Genomic DNA, 25,927 nt, shown 5'->3' with positions numbered 1-25,927 from the left:
AACGGGGCAATCGCCTCTAGGAGCCAACCCACATCTGATCGACGACGGCACGCACGCCCGGTGCGTCCCATGCGGCCTCGCGGGCCGCACGGCACTCGTTGAGGTTGCGCAGCGGCCCATACAGGGTCACCGTTCCGTCCGCCACGGAAACATTGAGGCGCGAGGCGTCGACCGCAGCCAGGCGTTGCAGAGCCTTTGCAATGCGATCGTTCAGATCGGCCGGGCCGGAAGCGGCGCGCAATGTCAGCGCATTGGCCACGGACTTCACGCCGCGCACTCTGCGCACGGTGTCCAGCGCGGCACGGCGCTGGAAGTCCTGGTTGACTTCACCGCGCAGCGTCACGGCTCCGTCTTCGACAGTGATCTGGACAGCATCCGGCGGCACCGATGCATTCCAATGCAACGCACTGCTGATCGCCTGCGCAATCTCATCATCCGGGCGCTCCATATTGGGCGGTATACGCACATCCACATGGATGACAAGCGCGGTCACGCCGGCAACACGCCCAATCGCTCCCTCCGCGGCATGCTTGTCGGCGAACGAGTCGACGCTGCCGGAGAGCGTGACGACGCCGTCCTTGGCCTGCACCGCAAAGCGGCTGGCATCTACCGCCGGGTCCCATTGCAATTCTTCTTCGACATCGTGCTTGAGCTGGATATCGTTCTTCATGGTGATCTCCTGATGCGCAATCGGGATCAAGGCTTAGTGCGACATCAGCACCGGCACGGTCATTGTCTTCAGCAGGGTGCGCGTCACCCCACCCAGCACGAGTTCGCGCAGGCGGCTGTGCCCGTAGGCGCCCATCACGATCAGATCGGCATTGAAGTCGGCCGCTCGCGAGAGCAGCAACTCACCCACGGCAGTGTCGGAATCTGCGCAGTTGGCCTCTTCCACCGTGGCATGAATGCCGCGCGCGTTTAGCGCACGCGCCACCTGACCCACCGTGGTTTCTTCGGCCCAGTGCTTTGGCTGCGTGCTGCTGATCTGCAGCACGTGCACATTTGCGCCCGTCATCATCGGCATGGCGTCGTGCAGCGCGCGGGCCGATTCGCGGCCACCGCTCCAGGCCACCAGAACGCGCTGCGGCAATGCCGTGAAGTTGCCCGCATACGGCACCACCAGCACCGGGCGGCCCGACTCCAGGATCAGGGTTTCCACAAAATCGCCGGCGACAAATTCATCCGGCTCATCATGGTTGCGTTGTCCGACGACAAGAAGATCAGTCTCCCGCGCTTCGCGCAGTACGAGTGCCACGGGGTCGCCTTCCATTGCACGCCATTCGGTTTCCACCCCAAGGCTCTGCGTCGCCTGGCGAAAGCGCGCGTGCACGGCGTCCCGGATGCTGTCGCGCCGGATACGGTCTTCCTCCAGATAGCGTGCAGCGTTCTCCATCATGTAGAACCAGCTGAGGCTTGGCGCAAAGCTCGCATAGATGCCGACGAGTTTGGCGCCGTGCGCCTGTGCGTACTGGGCCGCAAGGTTGAGGCGGTGGCTGGCGCGTTCGCTGCGGTCCAGATGCACCATCACGCTGGCATAGCTCATGATCAGATCCCGATGTCGTGTCAAAGGATGCGGTGCCCGGCTAGGCAATGACGGCATTGCTCAGCGGTTCCGTAGGCACGTGCGGTGTTTCCGTCTGCACCGCACGAACGAGCAGCACCGGCAGCGTGCTCCGGCGCACAACGCTCTCGGCCACACTGCCCAGGAACAAACGCTGGAAACCGCGACGCCCGTGCGTGCCCAGCACCAGGGCTTGAGCGCCGACGTTGTGGGCCGCCTGCTCAATGGCAGTGCCAATATCAAAGGTTCCGATGGGATCATCAACCACCACGCTGTGCACGTGCACACCTGCCTTTTCGGCTTTGGCCCGCGCGTCGGCAACGATTTGCTTGCCTTGTTTGACCAATGCCTCGGTAAAGGCGCCGACATCGATGTAGCCAACGTCGTACATCAGATACGAGTTGTCGACCACGTGAGCAATGACCAGCTCAGACCCAAGCTTTTGTGCAAGTTGAATTGCCTCGTCCAGCGCACGATCTGCCGTAGGGCTGCCATCCACCGCTACCAGAATCCTGTCGTACATGATGTGCCTCCATCGAATCCGTGATCTGCCCCAAGCGGGCTCGCTAAATTCCATGTTGGACCACCAGGCGGATCACCCCTTGATTTACATCAGCGTTTGGCTCACAGCCCCCCCGCGCAACGCCACTTGATCTGCCTCAATGGCTTAAGCCGAGTGCTCGATAGACTCGTCCGCTATCCGCTGCCCTTTTGGCGCAGTCTTGGAAAGCTCACGGCACCTTGTGCGGGATCAACTTCTGACACCGGCCCGTTCTTATAGTGAAAACGTACGCGCATCGGAGTTCAGCATGAGGGTCGACGAGATTTGCTCCCGCCGCATCGTCCACGTCCAAGCGACGGCGACGCTGCAGCAGGCCGCCCGTTTGATGCGGGACGAAAGCGTGCGGGCGTTGCTTATTACGGAACACACCGCCGGCGGTTCGCGCGTGGTGGGCATCGTGACAGACCGGGACATGGTGGTGCACGGCATTGCCAGCCGCAGCGATTGCACCCAGACCGCCGTATCGGAAGTCATGACCCGGGGCCTTCTGACCATCCACGATGACGCCGTGATCAGTGAAGCCTTGCGCTCGATGCTGAGCCACGGCCTGCACCGTCTGGCAGTGATCGATCGTCAGCAGCGGCTGGTGGGCATGCTCAGCCTGGACGACACCATCCGCGCGATGGGCGGCGAATGGACCTTGCTGGCCGGCATTCTGGGCCGAGACAACGCGACCGAATCTCGCCAGCACGTGCCGTCCGATCTGATTCTCTGAGCCATCACCCAGCCATTCCTCAGGAGAATTGCCATGTTTCCCAATGTCGGAACCGCGGATCGCGTCGTCCGCATCTTGATCGGCATCGTCATGATCCTGCTGGCGTTTTTTGGCAAGGTACCTGCATGGGTGGGCTGGCTGGGGCTGATACCGCTGGTGACGGGCCTGATCCGCATGTGTCCGCTCTATTGGGTGCTGGGCATTGGGCGTGATTGACTAGGCGACAAACCAGAACACTGCCCAGCTAGACAGGAGCATGGTCAGCAGACCGGCAGTCACCTTGCCGGCAAAAGCACGGCCTCCGCTGATGGCCACAACAACCTTCGAGAACGTGTTGGCTGTCAGCGCAAGCATCGCCAGCGCACCTGCCGTCGAGGTCTGCAGCGTGTGGACAGCAACCTGCGTCGCAATGGATGCGGTCGCGGCATGCACATCGGCAAACGCACCAAACACGGTGACGGCCACCACCGCTGCTGTCCCGAACGATGCGCGCGCGGCGGCTGCGGCAAGCAGCAACGCCGCCGTCCATAGCGCAAAACCGATCGCAACGCGCCAGTTGATGGATGACGCCGAGCTCTCAGGCGCCTCCTGCCCCTGAAGCGGCTCACTGCCGCGCCATATCCATGGAGCAGACCATGCCACGATCGCTATCATGCCCGCCGCCAGCGGACCAGCCAGCACGCGCAGCAAGTCGATGTTGATGGCGGCAATCAGCAGCAGCATCTGCACCAGCGTGGCAACGTTGGACAGCAGCGCTGCGGCAACCGCACCGTCAACGCGGCGATGATCTTTTCGGACGCGCGCGGCCATGGCCGTGATTGTTGCCACACTCGATGCAAACCCGCTGAACAGGCCCGCAAGCGGCAAGCCGATACGTTCTCCAAACCATCGCGTCGCAAAATGGCCTGCGTTGCCGGTCAGCATGACCAGCAGCGCAACCAGCCAGAGCGTATGCAGATTCCAGGCGTTCAATGGCCCCATGGCTCGATCCGGAACCGCAGGCCAGATCAGCAATGCCGCCACGGCAAGGATCAGCAGGTCGGCAAGTTCACGCTGAGTAATGACAGAGCGTGCGAACCGGTGCAAGCCCGCTTTGGCGTAGAGCAGGACGAGCAGGACTGTGCCAAGACCGGCCGCCATCTCAGGTTCACTCACGGCATAGGCGCCCAATAGCGTCGTCACAACCAGCGCAAGTTCCGTTGTCACACCAGGGTCAACATTGGCTGAATGGTGATACCCCAGGGCCGCCAACACCGAGACCGTCAGCAAGACGGTTGGCACAGAAAACGGTATCGGCAAGCTCGCCGCAATGGCACCAGCCAGTGCGCCAATCGCAAACGTTCGCATGCCTGCCGGCAGCTCTGTACTGGCGGCGTGACTACGCTCGCGCTCAAGGCCAATCGCCAGCCCCACGCCCAAGGCAACCGAGAAAGACAGCAGTGAAGACATTCAGTGGATACGGATGGCAGTTGCGTTGCGTTTATTCAGTATCGCGCGCGGCAACGCTTTCCGATTGATCTGGCGCAGTCGATGGTCGAGCGCAAGAGCGACAGCCCCGCGCGCCCCATCCATACTGGACAGACGCGCCACACTCGGAGACGGCCATGTCTGAACCAATGCAGGCCATGGTGATGGAAGAAGCAAGAAAACCATTGGTCTGGCGCCGTGTGCCGATGCCCACACCCGGGCCGGGAGAAGTCCGGATCGCTGTGTCTGTGTGTGGCGTCTGCCGCACCGATCTCCATATCGTGGACGGCGAACTGACCACCCCGAAGCCCTCCCTCATTCCCGGTCACGAAATCGTCGGCATCGTCGAATCGTGCGGCGAAGGCGTGACGACGCCTGCCCCAGGCGAGCGCGTCGGCGTGCCGTGGCTCGGCTGGACATGCGGAGTCTGCCCGTACTGCATGCACGGCCACGAAAACCTGTGCGACCACCCCGCCTTCACCGGATATACGCGCGATGGCGGGTATGCGCAGTATGTCGTCTGCGACGCGCGGTATTGCCTGCCGATTCCCGAGCGGTACGACGATGCCCATGCTGCTCCGCTGCTCTGCGCCGGCCTGATCGGCTACCGCACGCTGCGCATGGCCGGAGATGTGCGCCGGATTGGCATCTACGGCTTTGGCGCCGCAGCCCATCTCATCACGCAGATTGCCGTGGCGGAGCAACGCGAAGTCTTTGCCTTCACCCGGGCCGGCGACACTGCAGCTCAGCAACTTGCGCTGGACACCGGTGCCAGGTGGGCAGGCGCCAGCGGCACCCCCGCACCGGAACCGCTCGACGCCGCGCTGATCTTCGCACCGATCGGCGCGCTCGTACCGCAAGCGCTGCAGGCCGTGGTCAAAGGTGGCACGGTCGTTTGCGGCGGCATTCACATGAGTGACATCCCGGCGTTTCCGTACCGGTTGCTATGGGAAGAGCGCAAGCTTGTCTCCGTCGCAAACCTGACGCGAGCTGATGGACTCGCGCTCATGCGCCTCGCGGCGAAAATCCCCTTGCAGGTTCACGTCACACCCTATCGATTGCAAAACGCCAACACCGCGTTGGAAGACCTCCGCGCCGGGCGGGTGGCCGGCGCTGCCGTTCTGCGGGTGTCTTCGGAAGACATTTGACACGCATCAACAGCCTGGGCGCTACGCTGTCTACGCTGATAACAAGCGGTGCCCGACTGTGCAACGCGTTGGAGATCACCATGTATCAGCGAATTCTGCTCGCCGTCGACGGCAGCCACGCGTCCTACCTTGCGCTGCACCAAGCCATTGTGGTCAGCAAGGCGACGGGCGCGGAAGTCGAAGCCCTGTTTGTCGCCGACAGCAGCGACGTGACCTTCGACATGGTTGGAGCCGACTCGATTGCCTACGCCAGGCAAGTGGTCGAATATGGCCGAGACACGTTGGCCGAGGTATCAAAGAAGCTGGACGCAGCGGGCGTCAAGCATTCGACCAAGTTGCTGGAAAAATCCATTGTGCCGGGGCAGATCTCCGCAACGATTGTTGCGGAAGCCAATGAAACCAACACCGACCTGATCGTGCTGGGCACACATGGCCGACGTGGGCTCAAGCATCTGGTGCTGGGCAGCGTGGCCGAAGGCGTGGTGCGCAAAACCAACAAGCCGGTGTTGATGGTCCGCAGCGAAATCGATGAGTGACGCGGCTGGCAATCATGATTTGCCGACGTTTTTGCGTGATTTTTCGCCCCGAAAAACACGAGCGGCACAATGCCGGGCTGAGCGAGCGTGCATGGGCAGCGCATTGACTTCTCGCGCTGCTGCAGACATCACGTAAAGCGAGCTGGCACTCATAACGATGGTCTGATGCAACAAAGCTGCAATGATTGCCCCGCCACGGGTCAGCCGGTTGCCAGCCTGATCGGTTTGCCTTCCTGCGCGGATGCATAAACGCCGCGTACCAGGGCGACCGTATTGCGTGCCTGCGTGGCGTCGATCGTCAGTGCCGCTCCAGTGCGTATTGCGTCAATCAGCTCTTCAATCTGCTTCCGATGCCCGTCCATATTGATCTGGTTCGGCGCCCCTGCGCCCGACGCCGAGCCCGCCTGGGAGGATTGCGCGACGAGCGCGGCATCCTCTGGATCGGGTTGCGCAAAATCCCAGCACACGATGCGGTCATCCTCGATCGCAACGGAACCACGCTCACCGCAGACCTCAATGCGCCGTTCCCATCCCGGGTAGGCAGCCGTCGTCGCCTCAAGCACGCCGAGCGCGCCGTTCGCAAACTTGAACGTAGCGCATGCGGTGTCTTCTGCTTCAATCGCAACATGCACGCGCCGGGTCGTCCAGGCGAACACTTCGGTCGGCATCCCGGCAAACCACTGTAACAAGTCGAGCGCGTGAATTGCCTGGTTCATCACCGCGCCGCCGCCGTCCAGCGCTAAGGTGCCCTTCCAGCCGCGATAGTAATCAACGCTGCGATGCCATTTGACATACGCGCTACAGAGGCAGAGGCGGCCGAAGCGGCCGGCGTCGAGTGCTGCCCGGACGGCTTGCGCGCCGCGCCCGAAGCGCGCCTGAAAAATCGCGGCGAGCTTGACGTCAGCCAGATTGGCCGCCGCGATCATCTCGTCCACCCGCTGCAACGTCACTTCGAGCGGCTTTTCAACAATCACGTGCTTGCCAGCACGAATGGCCTTGAGCGCGGGCTCCAGATGGGCGCCGCTCGGGGTCACGATACACACCACGTGAACGTCAGGGCGCGCGAGCAATGCATCAAGCTCCGTCGTATGGAACGGAATGTCATGATGCATGGCGAAATCGCGGACACGCGCCTCGTTCAAACCCGCCACGCCTACGAGCCGGATATTGTGCGAGTGGCTCGCCGCATGAATGGCCCGCGCGTGATAACCGGCAATCATCCCGGCTCCGACCAGCCCGAAGCCGATCGTTTGTTGTTGATCAGTGGCGCTCATGTTGATTTTCCTGACGCAAGCGATTTCCAATAGACCTGATGCCCTACAGCAACCCGTTGCGCTGTCCGCTTCAGGACTGCCCCGCGCACAATGTGAGCTGCATTGTCAGCCGTAATGCCTGACCAGGCGCGAGCGCACGCAAACCGGTCCCCTCCCACCCATCGGCAGCCAGGTTAAGCGCATCCGCCACGTGCGAGACCGGTTCGAGGCAGAAGTAAGGACTGCCCCCGGGGGCGTGCAGGATGAAGTGCGTGAGCGGATCATCCGCACGCAACGTCAGCGTGGATCCGCCGTCTCCAAACACGCTGGCCACCTGATGCCAATCGCCGTAATAAACGCTGAAGCTATCCTCGGGAAGCAAGCGTCCATCATGGAAATCCTCATCGGGGCCGATAGGCCTGCGCCCTGTGGCGACCTCTTCCGCATCCATTGGCCACACCGTGTCGGCATCGAATTGCACCCGCGTGCGCGGCGTGCGCGCGAAGTACGGGTGAAAGCCACCACCTGCGGGCATATCGCTGTCGCTCTCGTTGTGCAGCACCATCTCCGCTTGCAGCCCCTCAGGCGTCAATACGAATGTGAGCATGGCGAAGAAAGCCCATGGCCAACCACCCGGCGTGGGTGAGTAGCGCAGGCTAAGCTGGATGGACGACTGCGTCAGTTGCTCGACCTGCCAAGCGCGTGCGTGGGCAATGCCGTGCATGGCATGGGCTTGCCCAGGATGCGGGGCCAGGCAGATTTCGCGCCCCCGCCAAAGAAAGCGGCCACCCCGGATACGATTGGAAAACGGCAGCAGCGGATAGCAACCCGCTTTGGGCCATGCCAGCCCATCGAAACCGTTTTGCAGGCAAGCGTCCGGCATCGGCACAAGCCAGTCAATACGATTGCCGGTTGCCGTGGTCGAACTCAGCGAGCCAATGCGCCCGCCCGCGGCGGGTGCAATCGTCATCGTCAGCGCACCAGCTCGCAGTGTATGAACCGGACCTGGCGCCAGCCAGGCAGGGCCCGGCGCGAGGGCACCTGAAATACGAGACGGAATTGCGCGCATCTACAGCCCCTTTTTAAATCGGTTGCGCAAGGCATCGGAGGACGGCTTCAGCGTCTGCCAACAAGCCAAAGCCCGCCCGAAACGCATAAGAAAAAAAGAGGCACGCCGTTAAGGCATGCCCCTCCCGACTCTCTTCGTCGACCCTCTGCGCGCCGAGCGAAAAGCAATACGCTAGAAAACCGGGTGCCCTGTGATCAACGATGGCAACCACGTAGAAAACGCCGGAACGTAGGTCACGAGGGTGATCGCAGCACATATTGCCAAGTAGTACGGCCACGCAGTCTTTGTCGCTTCGCCAATTGAAATCTTACCGATTGCGCAGCCGACAAATTGCACGGTTCCCACCGGAGGATGCACCAGCCCCAGTGCGCAATTGAGCAACAGCATCATGCCGAATTGCACCGGACCAACACCCATCGCAATCGCGATCGGGAGAAACAGCGGCGTCGTGATCAGGATATGCGCCGCCATATCCAGGAAGATGCCCAGGATGATCTGAATGATGTTGATGTACAGCAACATCAGCCATGGCGTCGTCGTGGCATGCATCAAAGCGGCCTCGATCGCTTCCGGGATTTCCAGATACGCCATCTGCCAGCGCAGCATGTTAGACACGCCAATCAGCAACAGGATGATGCCGGTGGTCTTCGATGCCTTGATCAACGATTCGACCAGCCTTTTGCGACTCATGGTGCGGTAGACGATCACCGTCAGAAACAACGAGTAGCACACCGCGATTGCTGCCGCCTCGGTGGCCGTTGTGATCCCGCCCATCACACACACAAGAATCACAGCGATCACCAGCAGACCTGGCACCGCAGCAACCAGGTAGGTCAGCACCGCGCGCCAGCCCGGGAATTTCTCGACGAGCGAGGAACCGTCTGCACGCTTGGGGTAACCGTTTCGCACGGCTTGCCAGTACGCGGCAATCAACATGCACACCATGATCCAGAACACCGGGATCAACCCGGCGAACATGAGATCGCCGATGGAAACACCCTTGATCGTGTGCCCAGCGATGGCGCCTGCTGCGCCTTGAGCCGCAAAGGCGTAAATGATCAGATTGTGCGAGGTCGGCATCAGCGCGCCGGCAAGCGACGCGTGGGTGGTGACGTTCACTGCGTAATCGGCGCTATAGCCTTCACGCTTCATGATCGGGATCATGACCCCGCCCATTGCCGAAGTGTCGGCAACCGGCGAGCCTGAAACCCCGCCGAATAGCGTGCTGGCCATGACGTTTGCCAGACCCAGCCCGCCACGCCAGTGGCCGACCAGGCTTCGCGCAAAATTCATGATCCGGTCCGCAATGCCGCCATGCAGCATCAGCTCGCCAGAAAAGATGAAGAACGGAATGGCGAGGAATGAGAAGACATTCATTCCGGAAACCATCATCTGAATCGACGTTTCCAGCGGCAGGCCCTCAACCAGATAAGTGGCGAGGCAGGCCAGGCCGATGCCGAATGCAACCGGCACGCCCAGCAGCAGGAAGGCGACAAAGCTCAGGCACAGTACAGTCAATTCCAAGATACCACTCCCTTGTCCTTGGCAAAGGCATCCTTGGCAAAGGCATTCAACAAGCGTTCAAGTGAGAACAGCGCGATAAGCACACTCGCCACAATCGGCGCGATATAGCGCGAGGCCTCCGAGATGCCCAGCGTCGGGATCATGTCGTGACGCGTGGAGAGGCTCATCTGCACGCTTCCGGTGAACAAACCCACTGCGAACACGATGATCAGCACATCAACCGCGACACCACACCAGAATTGCGCGAGCTTTGGCAGCCGGTTCACAAGCGAATCCAATCCGATGTGACCGGCTTCGCGTACCGTGGCTGCCGCTCCAAACATGGCCACTGCGATCACCAGCAGCAGAGCCAATTGCTCCACATATGGCGGTGAGGCGTTGAACACATACCGCAGCACCACGCCGTAGACCACAATGATCCCCAATCCTGCGAGGCATGCTCCGGCGACATAGAGCACGCCCCGTTCGAGGATCGCATTGCACTTCTTTAACCAACCCATGATGAAGGCCATCGGACTCAAGCTTTACTTTGTATTCACGATTTCACTCACCAGATTCTTGAGTTCTGGCGTCGTGGCAAACTTGTCCCAAACCGGACGCTCGGCATCGACAAAGCTCTTGCGATCAATCTTGGCCGCCGGAATGATCTTGGCCCCACCCTTGACCACGGCTTGCGCGGCATCCTTCTCGCGGACGCTCCACTGCTTCACGTAGTAGTCCACCGATTCCCGCGCGGCCTTGCGAATCGCAGTCTGCTCTTCCTTGGACAAGGTATCCCAGACCTTCTTCGAGAACACCAACACCTCAGGCGTCATGACGTGCATGGTTTCCGAGAAGACAGGAGCCGCTTCAAAATGCTTGGCTTCTTCGTAAGACGGAATATTGTTTTCAGCAGCGTCGATCAGGCCGGTCTTGAGGCCGGTGTAGACCTCGCCAAACGGCATCGGCGTGGGCGATGCCCCGGCGGCATTCACCAGGCTCACAAACAAATCTGAAGGTTGCACACGAATCTTCAGCCCCTTCATGTCGGCCACCGAGTAGATGGGCTTCTTCGCGTACACCGACCGCGCGCCACTTTCATAGAGCGCCAGCCCGATGAAACCCGCCTTTTCGAAGGCGGCGAGAATCTTGTCGCCCTGCGGGCCGTACATGGTCTTGCGGAAGTGCTCCATATCACGGAACAAGAAGGGCAAGGACGGAATGACGGACTCGGGCACGATGCCGTGAAACGACGCTGAACTCACACGCACCATGTCCAGCGCCCCGATCTTGACCTGCTCGACCGTGTCCTTTTCAGAGCCCAGCGCGCCATCAGCAAAAACCTTGATCTGGTCCTTTCCGCCGGTAGCCTGCGAAAGCTTCTCACCCATGAACCGAACCGCCTGGGTGGTCGGAAAATCCTTGTTGTGAACTTCCGAAGAACGGAATACACGCGCCATTGCTGATGAAGCCGAAAGCGCAAGCACGGTTGCACCAATCAGGCCCGCAATGATCTTAGACTGAACTTTCATGTGATCTCCTATCTTATACGTCATGAATTTCTAATTCTGGTGGCTTAAATTTTACTCAAGCACATATTCATTATTTCGTTCAATCGATTCAACCGAATCATCCGCCAGGCCGACAGGCATCAAAACGTCGTTTGCCTTTGCCAATACGCCGGAGAAAAACCACGGCACATCAACCCGACTTGCCTTTGCTAAGAATGAATGCCGATATACGTCGCGTCCATCCAAGCCAAAAGTTTTAACCGACAAAGACGACTTATCACGGTTCCCGCTATCACACGCTGGCCGGCAAGACGGACAAGCAACACCGCCATACTTCACGCGAGCCATCCCGTTGCAAGCATCAAGGGAAACCACCTGCCCTTTCCCTTACTCCTAGCCTCTTAGTCTTTTCCACCAACCATGTTATATGTTGTCATATGACTAGGAAGTCTATCATCCCGGCCGAGAATTATGGTCTAGCGTTTACCCGCAGAAAAAATGCAAGCCTGCACCACTCACCCTGGTGCCCAGGAGCGCCCGGACAGACTGGAATCGGCGCCGTACTGAGCGTCAAACAACAAATCTAGCGAGCAGGCGACTGCGCCAGCAATCAGTGCTGCCCCTAGGGTCGACCCCCTTGCAATCCACTGTAAAAAAAGGGGGTTCCCTCGCTAATCGATCTAACGTATAGTTGTACGACGTCATCTAACAAGTGCAATACCATGCCAACATCAGCCAATACCCCCACCATCACTCAAATTCAGGTGATCCCCGTTGCGGGTCACGACAGCATGCTGCTCAACCTGAGCGGCGCCCATGGTCCGTATTTCACACGCAACCTTGTCATCCTGACGGATTCCAGCGGCAATACCGGCGTGGGCGAAGTCCCGGGCGGCGAAAAGATTCGCCAGACACTTGAGGATGCGCGCCCATTGCTTGAGGGTCAGCCTATTGGTGACTACAACCGCATCCTCAATAGCGTTCGTGCCGCATTTGCGGACCGCGACGCAGGCGGCCGAGGCCAACAGACCTTTGACTTGCGTATCACGATTCACGCGGTCACTGCGGTGGAAAGCGCCTTGCTCGACCTGGTCGGCAAACACCTGAACGTGCCTGTGGCAGCCCTGCTTGGCGAAGGCCAACAGCGCGAACGCGTGCAAATTCTGGGGTACCTGTTCTACGTCGGCGATCGCACCAAGACAGCGCTGCCATACCAAAGCAATCCGGACGCCGAAGACGAGTGGCTGCGCATTCGCCATGAAGTCGCAATCACGCCCGAAGCCGTGGTGCGCCTCGCCGAGGCGGCGCAGGCCCGCTACGGGTTCCAGGATTTCAAACTCAAGGGCGGCGTGCTGCGGGGTGAAGAGGAAGTGGAAGCCATCGTCGCCCTGCACGAGCGCTTTCCTGAAGCCCGCATCACGCTCGATCCGAACGGCGGCTGGTATCTGAAAGATGCGATCCGACTGCTGCGCGATCGATCGAAGGAATTGGCCTATGCCGAAGATCCTTGCGGCGCTGAAGGCGGGTTCTCGGGTCGCGAGGTCATGGCGGAATTCCGCCGCGCCACCGGATTGCCGACCGCAACCAACATGATTGCCACCGACTGGCGTGAAATGTCTCACAGCATTCAGCTCCAGTCGGTCGACATTCCGTTGGCCGACCCGCATTTCTGGACGCTGCAAGGCTCGGTGCGCGTGGCGCAGCTTTGCCAGATGTTCGATCTGACCTGGGGCTCGCACTCCAATAACCATTTCGATATCTCGCTGGCCATGTTTACGCACTGCGCGGCCGCGGCGCCCGGCAAGGTCACTGCCATTGATACGCACTGGATCTGGCAAGACGGCCAGTCCCTGACCAAGAATCCGTTGCAAATCAAGGATGGCTATATCGAGGTTCCGAAAAAACCTGGCCTTGGCATCGAGCTCGACATGACAGCGGTCATGAAAGCGAACCAGCTTTATCTTCAGCATGGCCTCGGCGCCCGTAACGACGCCGCAGCAATGCAGTACCTGATCCCGGGCTGGCAGTACAACAACAAGATGCCTTGCATGGTCCGATAAGGCACGCGCAACGCTATACGATATTTCCTTCATTAGGAGCGGAATAATGAAACTAGGCTTCATCGGTTTGGGGATCATGGGCGCGCCCATGGCAAGCCATCTACTGGCTGCTGGCCACACGTTATTCGCCCAGTCTCGCAGCGGAGTGCCCGCGGAGCTATTGGAGCAAGGTGCCACGCCGTGCACCACGGCAGCGGAAGTCGGGCAGGCTGCAGACATCGTTTTCCTGATGGTTCCGGATACGCCGCACGTAGAAGAAGTGCTCTTCGGCGAGTCGGGCTTGGTCAAAGGACTGAGCGCCGGGAAAACCGTTGTGGACATGAGCTCCATTTCGCCCATCGCCACCAAGGCTTTTGCCAAAAAGATCAACAGCCTGGGTTGCGATTACCTCGATGCCCCGGTTTCCGGCGGCGAATTGGGCGCCAAGGCCGCCAGCCTCACCATCATGGTGGGGGGCAGTGAAACCGCCTTTGCAAGGGTGCGCCCGCTCTTCGAGCGCATGGGCAAGAACATCACGCTAGTCGGCGGCAACGGTGATGGCCAAACCTGCAAGGTCGCCAATCAGATCATCGTGGCACTCAACATCGAGGCAGTTGGTGAAGCGCTGCTCTTTGCTGCCAAAGCCGGGGCCGATCCAGCCAAAGTGCGCGAGGCGCTGATGGGCGGTTTTGCCGCAAGCCGCATTCTGGAAGTGCATGGCGAACGCATGATCAAGCGCACGTTTAATCCGGGGTTCCGCATCGAGCTTCACCAGAAAGATCTCAATCTCGCCCTGGAAGGCGCGCGAACCTTGGGGTTAAGCCTGCCGCATACCGCGAGTGCGCAGCAGTTGATGAGCAGTTGCGTCGCACATGGCGGTGCCGGGTGGGATCACTCCGGTCTGGTTCGGGCGCTCGAGTTTGCAGCCAACTTTCAAATTGCCGGTAACTAAGTCGATACGGAAGGGCACCGTTTTCTTCGGTGCCCTCGATCACGCGGCAACCACGGGGCTTGCGTGAATCCATCTCAACGATTTGCAGGCCGCTGATCCAGACTGCGCTGGCAACCGACGCGCCAACTCGCTCCTATCAACGGTCCCACTCGGCTGCGCACACCATGGAACTACCCATCAACCGTTTCAAACACGCAATCCTGGCCGGTGAAAAACAGATTGGCTTGTGGTCGCACTTGTGCAGCAACATCAGTACAGAGATCCTGGCGGGCTGCGGCTTTGATTGGCTGCTGCTCGACATGGAGCATTCTCCCAATGAAGTGCCTGACATCCTTGCACAACTGCAGGCCATGACCGGTGGCACGGCGGCACCTATTGTGCGGCCGCCCTGGAATGACATGGTGACTATGAAACGGCTGCTGGACGTCGGTGTCCAGACGCTGTTGGTGCCCTACGTGCAGACCGAGGAAGAAGCACGCAATGCCGTCGCCTATACGCGCTACCCACCGCATGGTGTGCGCGGTTTCGCAGGCGCACCGCGCGCCAGCCATTACGGTCGCGTCAAAGACTACGGGCAGCGCTGCACAGAGGAGTTGTGCGTGCTCGTGCAAGTGGAGACGGTACAGGGGCTGCAAAATCTGGAGGCCATCGCCAATGTCGACGGCATCGACGGCGTCTTCATTGGCCCAGGGGATCTGTCGGCCGCGCTCGGGCACTTGGGCAATCCCAAACATCCGGTAGTGTTGGCCGCGATTGACGATGCGATCCAGCGTATCCGCGCGTGCGGCAAAGCCGCAGGCATCCTGACCGGAGATGAGTCATTGGCGCGCCATTTTGTTGAACAAGGCTGCCTGTTCGTTGCCGTCGGCGCAGACCAAAATCTATTGCGCGACAGCGCCCAGAATCTGGCCGCTCGCTTCCGGGCGTGAGACGTTGTGAACCCTTAAGAACCGTTTCAGGCATGATGCTGAACCTACAGAACACCGCGCTGCGCGTGCCACGGCTGCTACTGACCGGCGCCGCCGGCAACCTCGGGCGAGAACTGCGCCCTCGCCTCAAAGCCTATTGCGACACACTGCGCCTGAGTCATCGCAGCCCCATGGGCGAAGCGCAACCCGACGAGGAGATCGTCATCGCTGCGCTTGAAGACAAAGCGCAGGTGACAGACCTGTTGGAAGGCGTCGATGCAGTCGTCCATATGGGCGGCGTGTCGACCGAACAGCCCTGGGAACCGATTCTGGCCGGCAATATTGTCGGCATGGTCAACCTCTACGAAGCTGCGCGCAAGCACCGAACCAAGCGCATCGTGTTCGCCAGCTCGAATCACGTCACCGGCTTCTATCGTCAAGATGAGGTGATCGACACACGTATGCCCGCCAAGCCCGACGGCTATTACGGCTTGTCCAAGGTATTCGGCGAAAATCTGGCCGAGCTCTATTGGAATCGATGGGGCATCGAAACCGTCAGCTTGCGCATCGGGTCTTCATACACGGAACCACAGGACCGACGCATGCTATCGACCTGGCTGAGTTTCGATGACCTGGAACGACTGATCGTCTCGGCGCTCACAGCACCGATCGTTGGACACACGATCATTTATGGCGTCTCGGACAATCAAAGCAGCTGGTGGGACAACCGCCACGCCAGGCACATCGGTTATCGACCGCAGGACACCTCAGATAACTTCCGTGCCACGGTCGAAGCGCGCCAACCGACAATCGACCCGCTGGATCCCGCCGCCATTTATCAAGGGGGGAAATTCGTGACGGTCACCCCGCGCGACTGAGATGCGCGATTCACGCCTGTTGCGCACCGGACAAATGCCGCGATAACGCAGGCGAGCACATCTTGCGCAACTTGCGGCAAGCGCGGGCCACTGGCTAATTGCAGGCAGCAATCGGGCGCAGATGATCAGGTAGATCGTCGTGCTCCAAAGGCCGTCGAAATCTTTCTGGATGACGAGGTTGCGCACGACGGCGGCGTAGTATGCACGTCGAATCACTCAAATTGCGCAGCGCGGAGTGTACGGTCCGCAGCGCCCGGTGCGTGTCGCCGCGTGGCACGCGCAGGACTATAATTATGACAATGATGCAATCAAACCCTCGGCGAACTCGGAACCCACGCACCGGAGACGGCATGCTCACCCCTGGCGCCCCAGAACCGTTCGTGCGGCGGACCCAAAGCTTGGCGGAGGTCGTCGTCGACCACGTCAAAGAACGCATTCTCTCAGGAGCCCTGCGCCCTGGCGACAAGCTGCCCACCGAATCCGAGCTGATGGACGCGTTGGGCGTGAGCCGCACGGTGGTGCGCGAAGCCATTTCGCGACTGCAGGCCAACGCGCTCGTTGAAACGAGGCACGGTATCGGTAGCTTCGTGCTGGAGCCTCGCACAGAAAACACGATCCAGCTGGGAACCGCCTCCACGCTGCAGGACATTCTGGCGATGCTGGAGTTGCGCGTTGCGCTCGAGACCGAATGCGCCGGTCTGGCTGCACAGCGGGCCACCCCTGAAAACCTTGAGACCATCCGCGCTGCATTGGACGCGCTTGAACAGGATAAGGCCGCCGGCAACGACAGCATGGCGTCGGATCTGCGCTTTCACCTGGCCATTGCGCGCTCTACCGGTAACCAGCATTTCGTTACCGTGCTCTCTCAACTCGACAAGACGCTGATTCCGCGCAGCCGGATCGATCCGTCGCAGGTTAGCTACCTGAATTCACCGGAAGCACGCGCCACTGTCATCCGCGAGCACCGCAGCATTTTCGATGCCATTTTCCATCGGGATTCGGAGGCGGCCCGGGCCGCGATGCGCATGCATCTGACGAACAGCCGTGACAGATTGCGCCGAGCCCACGCGCAATCCAGCACGTCTGCCCTTGATGCGTCTGTGCCGAACAGCGTCTGAGCGTTCCCGACAGACTGCCGCTGAAGCCGGGTCAAGGTAATGTGACAATCTCCACCCAGTTCGCGCCACGCCCCACCGGAATGCGACCAACGCATTCCAACTCACCGTTATCCCGGTCGATCCTGTAGACCGCCAAACGGTCAGATTTTTCGCCAGCTACGATGAGGTACGTTCCGCTCGGGTCAATACGCATGCCGCGCGGCTGGGTCTCAGTCGGGTAGTTCTTGACGTACTTCAGCTTGCCGGTGCCCGCCTCTACAGCAAGCAGCGCGATCTTGCTGTCGGTGCGCTCGGACGCGTAGAGGAATTTCCCGTCCGGCGTGATCTGAAGATCGGCCGCCCAGATGCGCGCCTTCTCGTCACCGGCAGTCTGCGCGTTCTTCGCAGGCGATACCGCAGCCGCGATCGTTGTGCGCGCAAAACCTGGTTCGAGTGGCGAATCGGGAGGCACCGTCCCGGTATAAGCCACTTCTGTCAGCACGCCGCTTGCGTCGTCGATCGAAAATTGCGCGACATTCCCCGACAGCTCGTTCAGGACATACAGAGACGTGTTGTCTGGCGAGAACACGAGGTGGCGCGGGCCCTCTCCAGGCCGCGCTTTGACCCGTGGGGTGGGGTTCTCGGTCAATCTGCCGCTATTGGCATCAAATCGAAATTGCTGAATCTGGTTGCTGCCAAGATTCGCTGCGTAGCCATACCTGTTTGAGCGGTCCACGCGAATGCAGTGCGCGTTCTCTCCGCTTGGAATGACTTGGGTCGCACCGGACTCCACCAAACCGGAGGCTTCGATTGGGTTGACCGCAATCTTGTTACCACCATACGACGCCGTGAACAGGAATCGCCCCGTCAAGTCAGTGGAAACATACGCCATGCTGTCGGGCAACGGCGCGCTTGCTTGCTGCGAAAGATGTCCGGTCAGCGCATCGATCGCATAAGTCAGGACGACGAAGGGCTGCGAGCGGATCACGGCGTAGAGGTGCCTCTTGTCTACGCTGAGCGCCATTGGCATTACCAGCTTGCCAGCCTGCGTTTTTCCAATCGAGGTTAAAGATCCGGTCGAGACGTCCATCTCGTAACCGTCGATATTGCCGTCCTCGGCGTTCGAGACATAAACGTAGGTCTTGCCACGTGCGCCCGCCACGCCGGCGGAGGTCAGTGGCATCACTGGCGCTGCCGGAAAAATCATTCGCCTCAGTTGTTGCATAGTTGTTTCTGCTCGGGTGCTTGTTGAAACACGCCTCCTTCGATAGAAAGGTTGGCCACGCAGTGGGCCAATCCATTCAACGATGACTCCGAAGGCGGATGTTCGCGGATTGTGAACCAACCGATCAGGCCCACCCTCCCAACGCAGCCCAACGATGGCACAGCCACGACGCCAGGTCGCGGCTCGCAAAATCCATTCAGATGGCGGATGTTGTCTGGATGCGCCCCCTCCCTGCCCCCACCAGGCAGCCGGGCTCGAGCGCAAGCATGACTCAGAACTTGTGGCGCAGCCCTGCCATGACACCCAGCCGGGTGCTATTCCCGAAGAATGGCGTGGTGAAATTGGATTGCCCAGCCAGCGTGGTCCAGGCGCCGTTCAGCTTGGTGTAGTCGGACTCGATATACACATCGGTGCGCTTGCTGAAAGCGTAATCAAGCATCACCGCGCCGGTAAAACGCCGGCCTGAGTTCCCCGCATGCTGGAGTCGATCGTAGTTGCCAAGTGCCATCAGTGACACTGCCTGCGTGATTGCGTAGTTCACACCCAGGTCAATCGTCTGGTTCCGGTAGTCTGCGGCGTCCACACGGTTATTGACGTAATTTGCAAAGAGCGTGGCCGGCCCGATCTTATAGGTGCCGCCCAGCATCCACACCTTCTGATCGCTGTTCGGGGTCGGCACGAAATACGTCGTGGTGTTGCGGATGACTTGATAGCCGCCAACCACCTTGAAGGGGCCATCGGCATAAGTCACGCTGCCCCCTGTGGACGACGACCTGGTGAAGCTCCCCGCAACCTCGCCAAACGCGTGCTGGGCTGCCAGAGTCCATCCGCCAAAGACGCCCGTGTACTTGAGCATGTTGTCCTGACGTACGCCGCCGGTGTAATTACCTCCCTGGAATCCCACCAGCCCCAGGTTCGCCAGCGCCATGACATCGGTACTCGCGATCGCTTCGTGAATGACCGTGTACTGGCGGCCCAGCGTGATCGTTCCAAAGTCTCCCTGCAGACCAACGTAGGCTTTGCGGCCAAACAGCCTGCCCCCTTGCAAGCTGTTGCCGGTGTCCGGGGCAAAGCCCGATTCCAGAACAAAGATGGCTTGGTAGTTGCCGCCCAGGTCCTCAGCACCGTACATACCCCAACGGCTGCCAGTCAGAACGCCGTCGGTCATTTGCAGCTTGCTGTTTCCTGCTGCGCTCTCATTCGTGCTGTATCGGATGGTGGTGTCTACCAACCCATACAGATTGACACCCGATGGTGCGGCATGCGCGCAAGTCGCCAGCGCTCCGAATGCTGCAAACGTCGTGATCTGCTTTTTCAAGTTCTCCTCCTGTCGTTTTAGATTGGACCGAGCTTCGGCTCAACACCCTTTTCGCAGTGTTTTCCGCACACTCATGTCATGTGACATCCTACATATTGACATCCGATCACGCAACATCAACACTCACCCAATCGCAGCCTCGTAGCGCCTTACCGACAACCGCTATAACTAGTCTAATGGCTGTATAGCGCGGTACTTATAGCCATTTAATGGAATACACCTAGATCCTTGAGCTTGCCCTCAAGTTGTCTGATCACTACCATCAGTCGTACGTCATAGTATGACAAGGGAGCGCACTGGCCGGATGCATCGCCGAGTGACAGGCACACCAGCGCCCGGACCGGGAGACGGTTCATGCACGACAGTAGGCCCGGTCGGCATTTCGAAATATCGGTCCTTCGCCACGCGACCAAACATGCAATTGGGTGTCATCCCGCCGCTCGACACGAGGCACGTGATTGGCACAGGCCACGCATTGAGATCACGAGAGCGCCCGCCTTGAATAAGCGCGCCATTCAACCGCAATCAGCAACAACCACCCCGCAGAGGAGACGGAAGCATGAGCAAGAAAATCGGCAAGCCCCTGGCGCTTTGGGGTTCAGCCTTAGGCGTGGCGCTGGGCATCACCGCTTGCGGTGGCGGTGAATCCGATGCGAACAATCAGGCAGCAAGCGATCAACCCGCGCTTTCGGCGCGCGCCAAGCCCGCGGTACTGCTCCTGGATTGATACAACAACGCACCATTCAATCGCAATCGGCAACCACCACCAAAAGAGGAGTGAGACTATGAAAAGATTTTCTTTGAATAAGCGAACAGCGATTGCCGCTGGCATCGCAATATTTGTGGCCGCATGCGGCGGCGGCTCGGATAGCACGACCGCCTCGACTGACGCATGGATGAATACCGCGCTCGCACCGGAGCAGCGCGCCGCCCTGCTGGTGGCGGCAATGGCCCTGGCCGACAAGGAAGAGCAGCTCGTCGGTGCACCCGGAGTCATTGCCGAACTCCCCCAATGCTATGGAGCCCGTCACGTTCCTGGATTGCCCAAATATCACATTCCGACGCTGCGCATCACGAACGGTCCGGTTGGCATCGGCCAAAACGACTGCGTATCCACATCCACCGCAGGCGGCTTCGCAGCGTTCACCGATCCGAGTTCAGCGAAGGCCACTGCATTGCCGTCCGCAATTGCGGTTTCGGCCTCTTTCGACCCTGGTGTGGCAACTCAGTTTGGCAATGTCATCGGAACGGAAGGCAACAATCTCGCGCTTCACGTTTTCGAGGCACCTGGCGTTAACCTGGCCAGATTGCCGGTTGGCGGTCGAAATTTCGAGTACATGGGCGAAGACCCCTATCTGGCGGGTGCCATGGCGACCGCGGAAATCCAGGCCGTGCAGTCGCACGGGATGATCGCGATGGCGAAGCACCTGGTCGCGAACGAACAGGAAACGAATCGCATGACGATTCAGGAGAACATCGACGACCGCACTTTGCATGAACTCTATCTGCTGCCGTTTGAAATGGCGGTCAAGGACGGCCAGGTTGGCGCAGCCATGTGCTCGTACAACGCCGTCAACGGGCTCTCGATGTGCGAGAACAAGCAGATTCTCACCACGATCCTGCGCGACCAATGGGGTTTCAAAGGCTACGTGCAGTCCGACTTTTTTGCTGCGCATAGCACTGCCGCGACGATGCTCGCTGGCATGGACCACGAGATGCCTGGCGTGAACATCCCGGGCGTGACGACGTGGTGGACATCGGACAAACTCAACGCGGCACTCGCGGCCGGGCAGATCAAGGAATCCGATATGAACACTGCGTTGACACGGCGATACACGCAAATGTTCAAGGCAGGCATCTTTGATCGGCCACTGGTACAGACCCCGATCGATAAAGCCGCCGGCGGCGCAAGCGCCAAGACAATTGGCGAGCAATCTGCCGTGCTGCTGCAGAACAATGGCGTGCTGCCATTGAGCAAGTCGGTGCAAAACGTGGTGGTGATCGGAAAAGCCTCCCAGGTTTATGCGCAGCAGGCCGTGGCCGGCGGAAGTACCGTGGGCCAAGTGATGGGGGCTGGTGGCGGCAGTTCCGATGTGGTCCCGTTCTACACGGTGTCGCCGGTGCAAGGCATTCAAGACGTGCTGACGAGCCTTGGAAATTCGGGGGCAAAAGTGCATCTCGCCCTGGTCGACGATGCCAATGTCAATGCAACCATCGACGGTGTATCGGTCAGTTTTGCCCAGGTGCAATCGACGGCGGCTGGCGCCGATGCTGTGATCGTGATGGCCGGCGCGATCGCTGAAGAAGGTGCGGACCAGACAACGTTCACGGACAGCACGGGCTTGACTCTGGATCCGGGAAAATATCTGAATACGCTGGATTGGTATGGCCCGAAAGCCAACAAGCTGACCACGACCAGCACGGTTAAGAGCAGCAATACCTTCGCAATGGTTCAGAGCATCGTCGCGGCAAACAAGAACACGGTTCTGGTTCTCAAGGACAACGCGGCCGAATCGCTTGATCCATCGCTCCTGACGGGCGGCACGTCTGCCCCTGCCGCCATTCTTGAAGCGTGGTTCCCTGGCCAGGAAGACGGGCATATCGTCGCGGACCTGCTCTTTGGCGTAACCAACCCCTCCGGCAAACTGCCCGTAACCATTCCGCAAGCCGGACAAGGTTTCATGGATGCGATCTCGGCAGTGCAGTACCCCGGCGTCGCAATCAACGGCGTCCCGACGGTCTCCTATTCGGAAGGACTGAACATGGGGTACCGCTGGTATGACGCCATGAACAAGAATCCTGCCTTCGAATTTGGCTTCGGGCTGTCATACACCAGCTTCACGATCACGAATGCCACGGTCTCACCTGGGGCGAACGGTACGTACAACGTCACGGCTGTCGTAACGAATACTGGCAAGCTGCGAGGCGCCGAAGTACCGCAGGTGTACGTTGCATTGCCGTCCGCGACCGGAGAGCCTCCGAAGCGCTTGATCGGCTTCCAGAAAGTCTGGCTCGATGCGGGTGCGTCAAAAACCGTGTCGATCACGATCGACCCGAATGCGAGCAACCATCCTTTGAGCACGTGGGACAAGGACGCACAACTCTGGAAACCCGCGAGCGGCGCGTCTTCTGTATTTGTCGGGAATTCGTCCAGAAAGCTGACGCTGGCCGGCACGATCACACAATAAGCTGGAAAGGTTTCAACAAAGACTGCTGACATCAATCACGCAACGCCTAATTGCAAAGCTGTCTCCTCCTTGACGCCACGATTTGCATCGTGGCGTTTTTCTTTCGCCTCCTCTGCGAGACGATATAGGCGAACAGCAGACCGCCCAGCATTGCCCGACGACTGGCACGCGCAGTTCAACGGCGGCGTGGCCGCGCGCTCAGCGGAGGAGGCTGGAGTCACGATCACGAGAATCTGTACTTTGCCAGCACGGGCGTCTTACCCACAGCCGGCACCTGCAATTCCACCGAAAACGGCCTTGCCGTTGCGCTGCGCACGGTGGCACACATCCTTGCAACGCAAGGTGGTACGAAGCCTGCGTCGTAACGCCACGCGTATCCCGTGTCGGAGGGGGCCGGCGATACGCAGTGTGCGAACCACCGATCGCGCGAACTACTTCAAGACGCGCTGCAGTCCTGCAACCATGGCAATCACCGCGCAGGCGAATGCGAGGAGCGCCAACAGGTTGCCAGTGCCGATCAGCGTTGCTTGCTGATCGATCAATCGTGACAAGCGCACCAACTCTGAGGGCTCGATTACCCCCTTTAAATCGTAGGGCGTAACCTTCGCCACTAGATGCGTGCGCGCCATGACCTGCTCATATTGCAGCCAGAGGCTTGCCATCCCTGTTCCCGCAGCCGACGCGATCTGCCGCACTACGTTCTTGAATTGGTAGCCATGGGCGAAATCTTCCACTGTGAATTCGGCCCATGTCAGCCCCGCCACAAGCATCAGGATGAACGGCAGCGTCAAGCTTTGCAGGGCAAGCACCGGTAAGATGACCGCGATCGACGCGCCTGGCATCATCCGCTGCGCGAGCAGCCAGGCCGCGAAGGCAAAGATCAGATAGCCGAGCGCGATATAGCGGCGCGCACCGGGCAATGCTGTACCCCAGATGGTAAATATGGCGGCTGCGCCAAACCCCAGTAACGAGGTGGCGCTCAAGACCGTGCCCGTAGTTTGGAACGTGAACCCGAGTCCGCTCTGTAGCATCGTCGAAATGACATAGGTCCACAGGCCGCTCAGGAAATAATAGAGTGCGTAGAAAGCGAGTCCGACTAAAAAACGGCGGCCCAGCAACAGCATTGGATTGAGCCACGGGTCCGGATGGCGGAATAAATAGAAGAAACCCAGAACAAAGAGCATGACCCCAATGATCGGAGTCAGCGCCACCGAGGGGGAACTGGCCAGCTCGTAAAACCGTAGATCGCCCAATCCGTGCAACAGAACCAGGGCGCCGGCGCCAAACAGGATCACGGTGGCCCAGTCCATCGCGTGGTACTCAACATCCCAAGGCGATAGTGTGGCGGTCAACCGTGGCGGATACGTGGTTAAGACAAAAACCAGCGTCACCAGGGCGATCGCCGCTTGGACAACGAAGATCATCTGCCAGTCTGCGTTCTCTACCAGTTGTGCGGTGATCCACGGCGCCGCCGCTGGCAGCCCCATGCTACCCGCGTTGAACCCGATAAACAGAGGGAGCCGCTCCTGCCGGGCCGCAACAAGTTGGATGATAATGCGTGAGGCAGCAAACAAGCCGCCAGCTCCGAACCCTTGGACAGCGCGCGCAAGAGCCAATTCGAGCGGATTACGACTCAAGGCGCAAAGTACGGCGCCTGCGGCGGCAATCGCCAAGCCAGTCACGGTGAAGCCGCGGTAGCTGATGTCGTGCGCGAGGCGGCGCAGCATAAGGTTCGCCACCACTGCCGCCGCCGCATATGACGTCATGGCCCAGAGAAAGTCTTCGGGCGAGGCGTGCACGCCGCCACGAATATGGGTGCCGGCGACACCCATCATGGCGCTCGCCCAGAAATCGACGCCCGTGGAGCAACCGAGCGCGAGTCCGATGAGATAGACGCGCACCGCAGACAACTCCGGATGGCTGCTCAGCAATGGCCTGTGTTGCATTGGGAAGAACAACCTTTAGAACCTTCAATGAAGGCAAACCCCGATGACAATCCTTGCTCTCGATGCAAAGACAGATGCTTGTTGCCAAAAGAATCCCGCTTCCGACAAGAAACCGTGTCGGTGAAAAGCAATGGACGTTGCAGAAAGCTCCTGCGCCAAGCATCGCCAGTTCCACTTCTTTGCCAAGTCAGGTAGCGACTAGAGTTATTAAATTATAACGACGTCGGCGTTCGCTGTTGGGGCAGATCATCATCAAGCAATGGCGCGGACTACAACACAGCACCATTCAATAATTTCTCGCCATATCACAAGAGACGCGTCGGATTGCCGTTCACGTTAGGGATGCTGTTAAAAACTGGCAAAGGTCCGCATGTTCAGCAAGTCGGTTGCGCTGGCACATGACGCTCGATGCGTTTTGATCCATATACAAATGCGCACCCGAGGTCGCCTTATGGCTGCAAACCGCCATGCTCTTAGCTCTCATTTCCGGCCAGGACCGCTCAACCATCCGGAACTGGCAGCTCAGCTATAGCTGCCTCAAACAAGGGCATATAGACACAAAAGCTTTGCTCGGCCACACCTCGGACGAGATGGCCGCATTGCATGCAGACTCGCGCGGACTGCCCCCTGTCAGAGTTCAGATCGATGCGGCATAATTTCGAACGCGTTTTGAACAGATTTTGAACACCCCGCGCCGTTATGCCCTATGTCGTCACCGAATCCTGCATCCAGTGCAAATACACCGATTGCGTGGCGGTCTGCCCCATGGACTGCTTCCACGCTGGCCCGAACTTCCTGGTGATCGATCCGGATGAATGCATCGACTGCTCGATCTGCGTGCCGGAATGCCCGGTGGGCGCAATTTATCCGGCAGCCGAAGTGCCGGCCGATCAGCAAGACTTCATCGCCTTGAACGCGCAGCTCTCACGCCGCGCCGACTGGCCGCGCCTGACCAAAGTGCAACCGCCACTGGTCGACCATGCTCGCTGGGCGCAGGTAAAGGACAAGCGCAACGCATTGGTCATCGCCCCCGAATAAATCCGAGGACAAC

The 25,927-nt window shown here is 59.7% G+C and carries 25 protein-coding genes; 12 read left to right on the top strand and 13 right to left on the bottom strand.

What is annotated here, in order from left to right:
- Window positions 1–16: 16 nt before the first annotated feature.
- The 3 genes from PSUB009319_RS14160 to PSUB009319_RS14150 are packed head-to-tail and all read right to left on the bottom strand — an operon-like array spanning window position 17 to window position 2,084.
- The gene (locus PSUB009319_RS14160) at window positions 17–670 is read right to left on the bottom strand and encodes a BON domain-containing protein (protein WP_124382865.1); all 654 of its coding nucleotides are present in this window, start codon (window positions 668–670) and stop codon (window positions 17–19) included.
- Window positions 671–703: 33 nt separating this feature from the next.
- Window positions 704–1,543 (bottom strand): universal stress protein, encoded by an 840-nt coding sequence (locus PSUB009319_RS14155; protein WP_124382864.1) that lies wholly within the window; start codon window positions 1,541–1,543, stop codon window positions 704–706.
- 40 nt (window positions 1,544–1,583) lie between these two features.
- Window positions 1,584–2,084: a universal stress protein gene (locus PSUB009319_RS14150; protein ID WP_124382863.1), complete on the bottom strand. Its 501-nt coding sequence runs from the start codon at window positions 2,082–2,084 to the stop codon at window positions 1,584–1,586.
- Window positions 2,085–2,370: 286 nt separating this feature from the next.
- Between PSUB009319_RS14150 and PSUB009319_RS14145 the strand changes: the two genes are divergently transcribed.
- Window positions 2,371–2,838: a CBS domain-containing protein gene (locus PSUB009319_RS14145; protein ID WP_124382862.1), complete on the top strand. Its 468-nt coding sequence runs from the start codon at window positions 2,371–2,373 to the stop codon at window positions 2,836–2,838.
- Between the two features lie 33 nt (window positions 2,839–2,871).
- Window positions 2,872–3,054 (top strand): DUF2892 domain-containing protein, encoded by a 183-nt coding sequence (locus PSUB009319_RS14140; protein ID WP_124382861.1) that lies wholly within the window; start codon window positions 2,872–2,874, stop codon window positions 3,052–3,054.
- Here PSUB009319_RS14140 and PSUB009319_RS14135 read toward each other — a convergent pair whose 3' ends face one another.
- Window positions 3,055–4,287 carry an MgtC/SapB family protein gene (locus PSUB009319_RS14135; RefSeq protein ID WP_124382860.1) on the bottom strand — a complete coding sequence of 411 codons (1,233 nt, stop codon included), beginning with the start codon at window positions 4,285–4,287 and terminating at the stop codon, window positions 3,055–3,057.
- Window positions 4,288–4,442: 155 nt separating this feature from the next.
- On the opposite strand from PSUB009319_RS14135, the gene PSUB009319_RS14130 reads away from it, so the two are divergent.
- Both PSUB009319_RS14130 and PSUB009319_RS14125 read left to right on the top strand, forming a co-directional pair.
- Entirely contained in the window at window positions 4,443–5,453 is a 1,011-nt protein-coding gene (locus PSUB009319_RS14130) for a zinc-dependent alcohol dehydrogenase family protein (RefSeq protein ID WP_124382859.1), read from the top strand.
- A gap of 80 nt (window positions 5,454–5,533) precedes the next feature.
- A complete protein-coding gene (locus tag PSUB009319_RS14125) occupies window positions 5,534–5,989 on the top strand; it encodes a universal stress protein (RefSeq protein ID WP_124382858.1) in 456 nt (151 codons plus the stop codon).
- 200 nt (window positions 5,990–6,189) lie between these two features.
- Here PSUB009319_RS14125 and PSUB009319_RS14120 read toward each other — a convergent pair whose 3' ends face one another.
- From PSUB009319_RS14120 to PSUB009319_RS14095, 6 genes are all read right to left on the bottom strand, one after another.
- The gene (locus tag PSUB009319_RS14120; protein ID WP_124382857.1) at window positions 6,190–7,263 is read right to left on the bottom strand and encodes a Gfo/Idh/MocA family protein; all 1,074 of its coding nucleotides are present in this window, start codon (window positions 7,261–7,263) and stop codon (window positions 6,190–6,192) included.
- Between the two features lie 70 nt (window positions 7,264–7,333).
- Window positions 7,334–8,311 (bottom strand): aldose 1-epimerase, encoded by a 978-nt coding sequence (locus PSUB009319_RS14115; protein WP_124382856.1) that lies wholly within the window; start codon window positions 8,309–8,311, stop codon window positions 7,334–7,336.
- A 171-nt stretch (window positions 8,312–8,482) separates the two neighbouring features.
- Window positions 8,483–9,835 carry a TRAP transporter large permease gene (locus PSUB009319_RS14110; RefSeq protein WP_124382855.1) on the bottom strand — a complete coding sequence of 451 codons (1,353 nt, stop codon included), beginning with the start codon at window positions 9,833–9,835 and terminating at the stop codon, window positions 8,483–8,485.
- The gene (locus PSUB009319_RS14105) at window positions 9,826–10,347 is read right to left on the bottom strand and encodes a TRAP transporter small permease (RefSeq protein ID WP_260392985.1); all 522 of its coding nucleotides are present in this window, start codon (window positions 10,345–10,347) and stop codon (window positions 9,826–9,828) included. The genes PSUB009319_RS14110 and PSUB009319_RS14105 overlap by 10 nt, the downstream gene beginning before the upstream one ends.
- Before the next feature lie 12 nt (window positions 10,348–10,359).
- Complete coding sequence (locus PSUB009319_RS14100; RefSeq protein ID WP_124382854.1) at window positions 10,360–11,346, bottom strand: TRAP transporter substrate-binding protein; 987 nt, start codon at window positions 11,344–11,346, stop codon at window positions 10,360–10,362.
- Between the two features lie 51 nt (window positions 11,347–11,397).
- A complete protein-coding gene (locus PSUB009319_RS14095) occupies window positions 11,398–11,700 on the bottom strand; it encodes a hypothetical protein (RefSeq protein WP_124382853.1) in 303 nt (100 codons plus the stop codon).
- A gap of 347 nt (window positions 11,701–12,047) precedes the next feature.
- Between PSUB009319_RS14095 and gudD the strand changes: the two genes are divergently transcribed.
- The 5 genes from gudD (at window position 12,048) to PSUB009319_RS14070 (ending at window position 17,220) form a co-directional block, all read left to right on the top strand.
- The gene (gene gudD / locus PSUB009319_RS14090; protein WP_124382852.1) at window positions 12,048–13,385 is read left to right on the top strand and encodes a glucarate dehydratase; all 1,338 of its coding nucleotides are present in this window, start codon (window positions 12,048–12,050) and stop codon (window positions 13,383–13,385) included.
- 46 nt (window positions 13,386–13,431) lie between these two features.
- Window positions 13,432–14,316 (top strand): 2-hydroxy-3-oxopropionate reductase, encoded by an 885-nt coding sequence (glxR, locus tag PSUB009319_RS14085; RefSeq protein WP_124382851.1) that lies wholly within the window; start codon window positions 13,432–13,434, stop codon window positions 14,314–14,316.
- Between the two features lie 164 nt (window positions 14,317–14,480).
- A complete protein-coding gene (locus PSUB009319_RS14080; protein ID WP_124382982.1) occupies window positions 14,481–15,245 on the top strand; it encodes an aldolase/citrate lyase family protein in 765 nt (254 codons plus the stop codon).
- A 32-nt stretch (window positions 15,246–15,277) separates the two neighbouring features.
- Complete coding sequence (locus PSUB009319_RS14075; protein ID WP_260392984.1) at window positions 15,278–16,102, top strand: NAD(P)-dependent oxidoreductase; 825 nt, start codon at window positions 15,278–15,280, stop codon at window positions 16,100–16,102.
- A gap of 350 nt (window positions 16,103–16,452) precedes the next feature.
- Window positions 16,453–17,220: a FadR/GntR family transcriptional regulator gene (locus PSUB009319_RS14070; RefSeq protein WP_124382850.1), complete on the top strand. Its 768-nt coding sequence runs from the start codon at window positions 16,453–16,455 to the stop codon at window positions 17,218–17,220.
- A 31-nt stretch (window positions 17,221–17,251) separates the two neighbouring features.
- On the opposite strand, the gene PSUB009319_RS14065 is transcribed toward PSUB009319_RS14070, so the two are convergent.
- Both PSUB009319_RS14065 and PSUB009319_RS14060 read right to left on the bottom strand, forming a co-directional pair.
- Complete coding sequence (locus tag PSUB009319_RS14065; RefSeq protein ID WP_221620964.1) at window positions 17,252–18,424, bottom strand: beta-propeller fold lactonase family protein; 1,173 nt, start codon at window positions 18,422–18,424, stop codon at window positions 17,252–17,254.
- 271 nt (window positions 18,425–18,695) lie between these two features.
- Window positions 18,696–19,742 (bottom strand): porin, encoded by a 1,047-nt coding sequence (locus tag PSUB009319_RS14060; RefSeq protein ID WP_124382849.1) that lies wholly within the window; start codon window positions 19,740–19,742, stop codon window positions 18,696–18,698.
- A 559-nt stretch (window positions 19,743–20,301) separates the two neighbouring features.
- Between PSUB009319_RS14060 and PSUB009319_RS22925 the strand changes: the two genes are divergently transcribed.
- Together PSUB009319_RS22925 and PSUB009319_RS14055 are read left to right on the top strand one after the other, a co-directional pair.
- Window positions 20,302–20,469, top strand: coding sequence for a hypothetical protein (locus PSUB009319_RS22925; RefSeq protein WP_185453472.1), 168 nt, complete (start codon window positions 20,302–20,304; stop codon window positions 20,467–20,469).
- Between the two features lie 58 nt (window positions 20,470–20,527).
- Entirely contained in the window at window positions 20,528–22,930 is a 2,403-nt protein-coding gene (locus PSUB009319_RS14055) for a beta-glucosidase (protein WP_124382848.1), read from the top strand.
- Between the two features lie 431 nt (window positions 22,931–23,361).
- Here the strand turns inward: PSUB009319_RS14055 and PSUB009319_RS14050 are convergent, their stop codons facing one another.
- A complete protein-coding gene (locus PSUB009319_RS14050) occupies window positions 23,362–24,831 on the bottom strand; it encodes an MFS transporter (RefSeq protein ID WP_260392983.1) in 1,470 nt (489 codons plus the stop codon).
- A 744-nt stretch (window positions 24,832–25,575) separates the two neighbouring features.
- Between PSUB009319_RS14050 and fdxA the strand changes: the two genes are divergently transcribed.
- Window positions 25,576–25,914 carry a ferredoxin FdxA gene (gene fdxA / locus PSUB009319_RS14045; protein ID WP_124382846.1) on the top strand — a complete coding sequence of 113 codons (339 nt, stop codon included), beginning with the start codon at window positions 25,576–25,578 and terminating at the stop codon, window positions 25,912–25,914.
- Window positions 25,915–25,927: the final 13 nt, after the last annotated feature.

Source organism: Ralstonia sp. SET104, from assembly GCF_003851545.1.
Classification (GTDB): Bacteria; Pseudomonadota; Gammaproteobacteria; order Burkholderiales; family Burkholderiaceae; genus Ralstonia.
The sequence above is the reverse complement of the archived record's forward strand: the minus strand, read 5'-3'. Positions and strand labels throughout refer to the sequence as shown.

Coding starts and splice junctions, on each gene's coding strand:
- PSUB009319_RS14075 (WP_260392984.1), top strand. CDS start 15,278: ATGATGCTGAACCTACAGAACACCGCGCTGCGCGTGCCACGGCTGCTA.
- PSUB009319_RS14125 (WP_124382858.1), top strand. CDS start 5,534: ATGTATCAGCGAATTCTGCTCGCCGTCGACGGCAGCCACGCGTCCTAC.
- fdxA (WP_124382846.1), top strand. CDS start 25,576: ATGCCCTATGTCGTCACCGAATCCTGCATCCAGTGCAAATACACCGAT.
- PSUB009319_RS14070 (WP_124382850.1), top strand. CDS start 16,453: ATGCTCACCCCTGGCGCCCCAGAACCGTTCGTGCGGCGGACCCAAAGC.
- PSUB009319_RS14055 (WP_124382848.1), top strand. CDS start 20,528: ATGAAAAGATTTTCTTTGAATAAGCGAACAGCGATTGCCGCTGGCATC.
- PSUB009319_RS14120 (WP_124382857.1), bottom strand. CDS start 7,263: ATGAGCGCCACTGATCAACAACAAACGATCGGCTTCGGGCTGGTCGGA.
- PSUB009319_RS14155 (WP_124382864.1), bottom strand. CDS start 1,543: ATGAGCTATGCCAGCGTGATGGTGCATCTGGACCGCAGCGAACGCGCC.
- PSUB009319_RS14160 (WP_124382865.1), bottom strand. CDS start 670: ATGAAGAACGATATCCAGCTCAAGCACGATGTCGAAGAAGAATTGCAA.
- PSUB009319_RS14100 (WP_124382854.1), bottom strand. CDS start 11,346: ATGAAAGTTCAGTCTAAGATCATTGCGGGCCTGATTGGTGCAACCGTG.
- PSUB009319_RS14145 (WP_124382862.1), top strand. CDS start 2,371: ATGAGGGTCGACGAGATTTGCTCCCGCCGCATCGTCCACGTCCAAGCG.
- PSUB009319_RS14140 (WP_124382861.1), top strand. CDS start 2,872: ATGTTTCCCAATGTCGGAACCGCGGATCGCGTCGTCCGCATCTTGATC.
- PSUB009319_RS14115 (WP_124382856.1), bottom strand. CDS start 8,311: ATGCGCGCAATTCCGTCTCGTATTTCAGGTGCCCTCGCGCCGGGCCCT.
- PSUB009319_RS14135 (WP_124382860.1), bottom strand. CDS start 4,287: ATGTCTTCACTGCTGTCTTTCTCGGTTGCCTTGGGCGTGGGGCTGGCG.
- gudD (WP_124382852.1), top strand. CDS start 12,048: ATGCCAACATCAGCCAATACCCCCACCATCACTCAAATTCAGGTGATC.
- PSUB009319_RS14105 (WP_260392985.1), bottom strand. CDS start 10,347: ATGGCCTTCATCATGGGTTGGTTAAAGAAGTGCAATGCGATCCTCGAA.
- PSUB009319_RS22925 (WP_185453472.1), top strand. CDS start 20,302: ATGAGCAAGAAAATCGGCAAGCCCCTGGCGCTTTGGGGTTCAGCCTTA.
- PSUB009319_RS14080 (WP_124382982.1), top strand. CDS start 14,481: ATGGAACTACCCATCAACCGTTTCAAACACGCAATCCTGGCCGGTGAA.
- glxR (WP_124382851.1), top strand. CDS start 13,432: ATGAAACTAGGCTTCATCGGTTTGGGGATCATGGGCGCGCCCATGGCA.
- PSUB009319_RS14065 (WP_221620964.1), bottom strand. CDS start 18,424: ATGCAACAACTGAGGCGAATGATTTTTCCGGCAGCGCCAGTGATGCCA.
- PSUB009319_RS14130 (WP_124382859.1), top strand. CDS start 4,443: ATGTCTGAACCAATGCAGGCCATGGTGATGGAAGAAGCAAGAAAACCA.
- PSUB009319_RS14150 (WP_124382863.1), bottom strand. CDS start 2,084: ATGTACGACAGGATTCTGGTAGCGGTGGATGGCAGCCCTACGGCAGAT.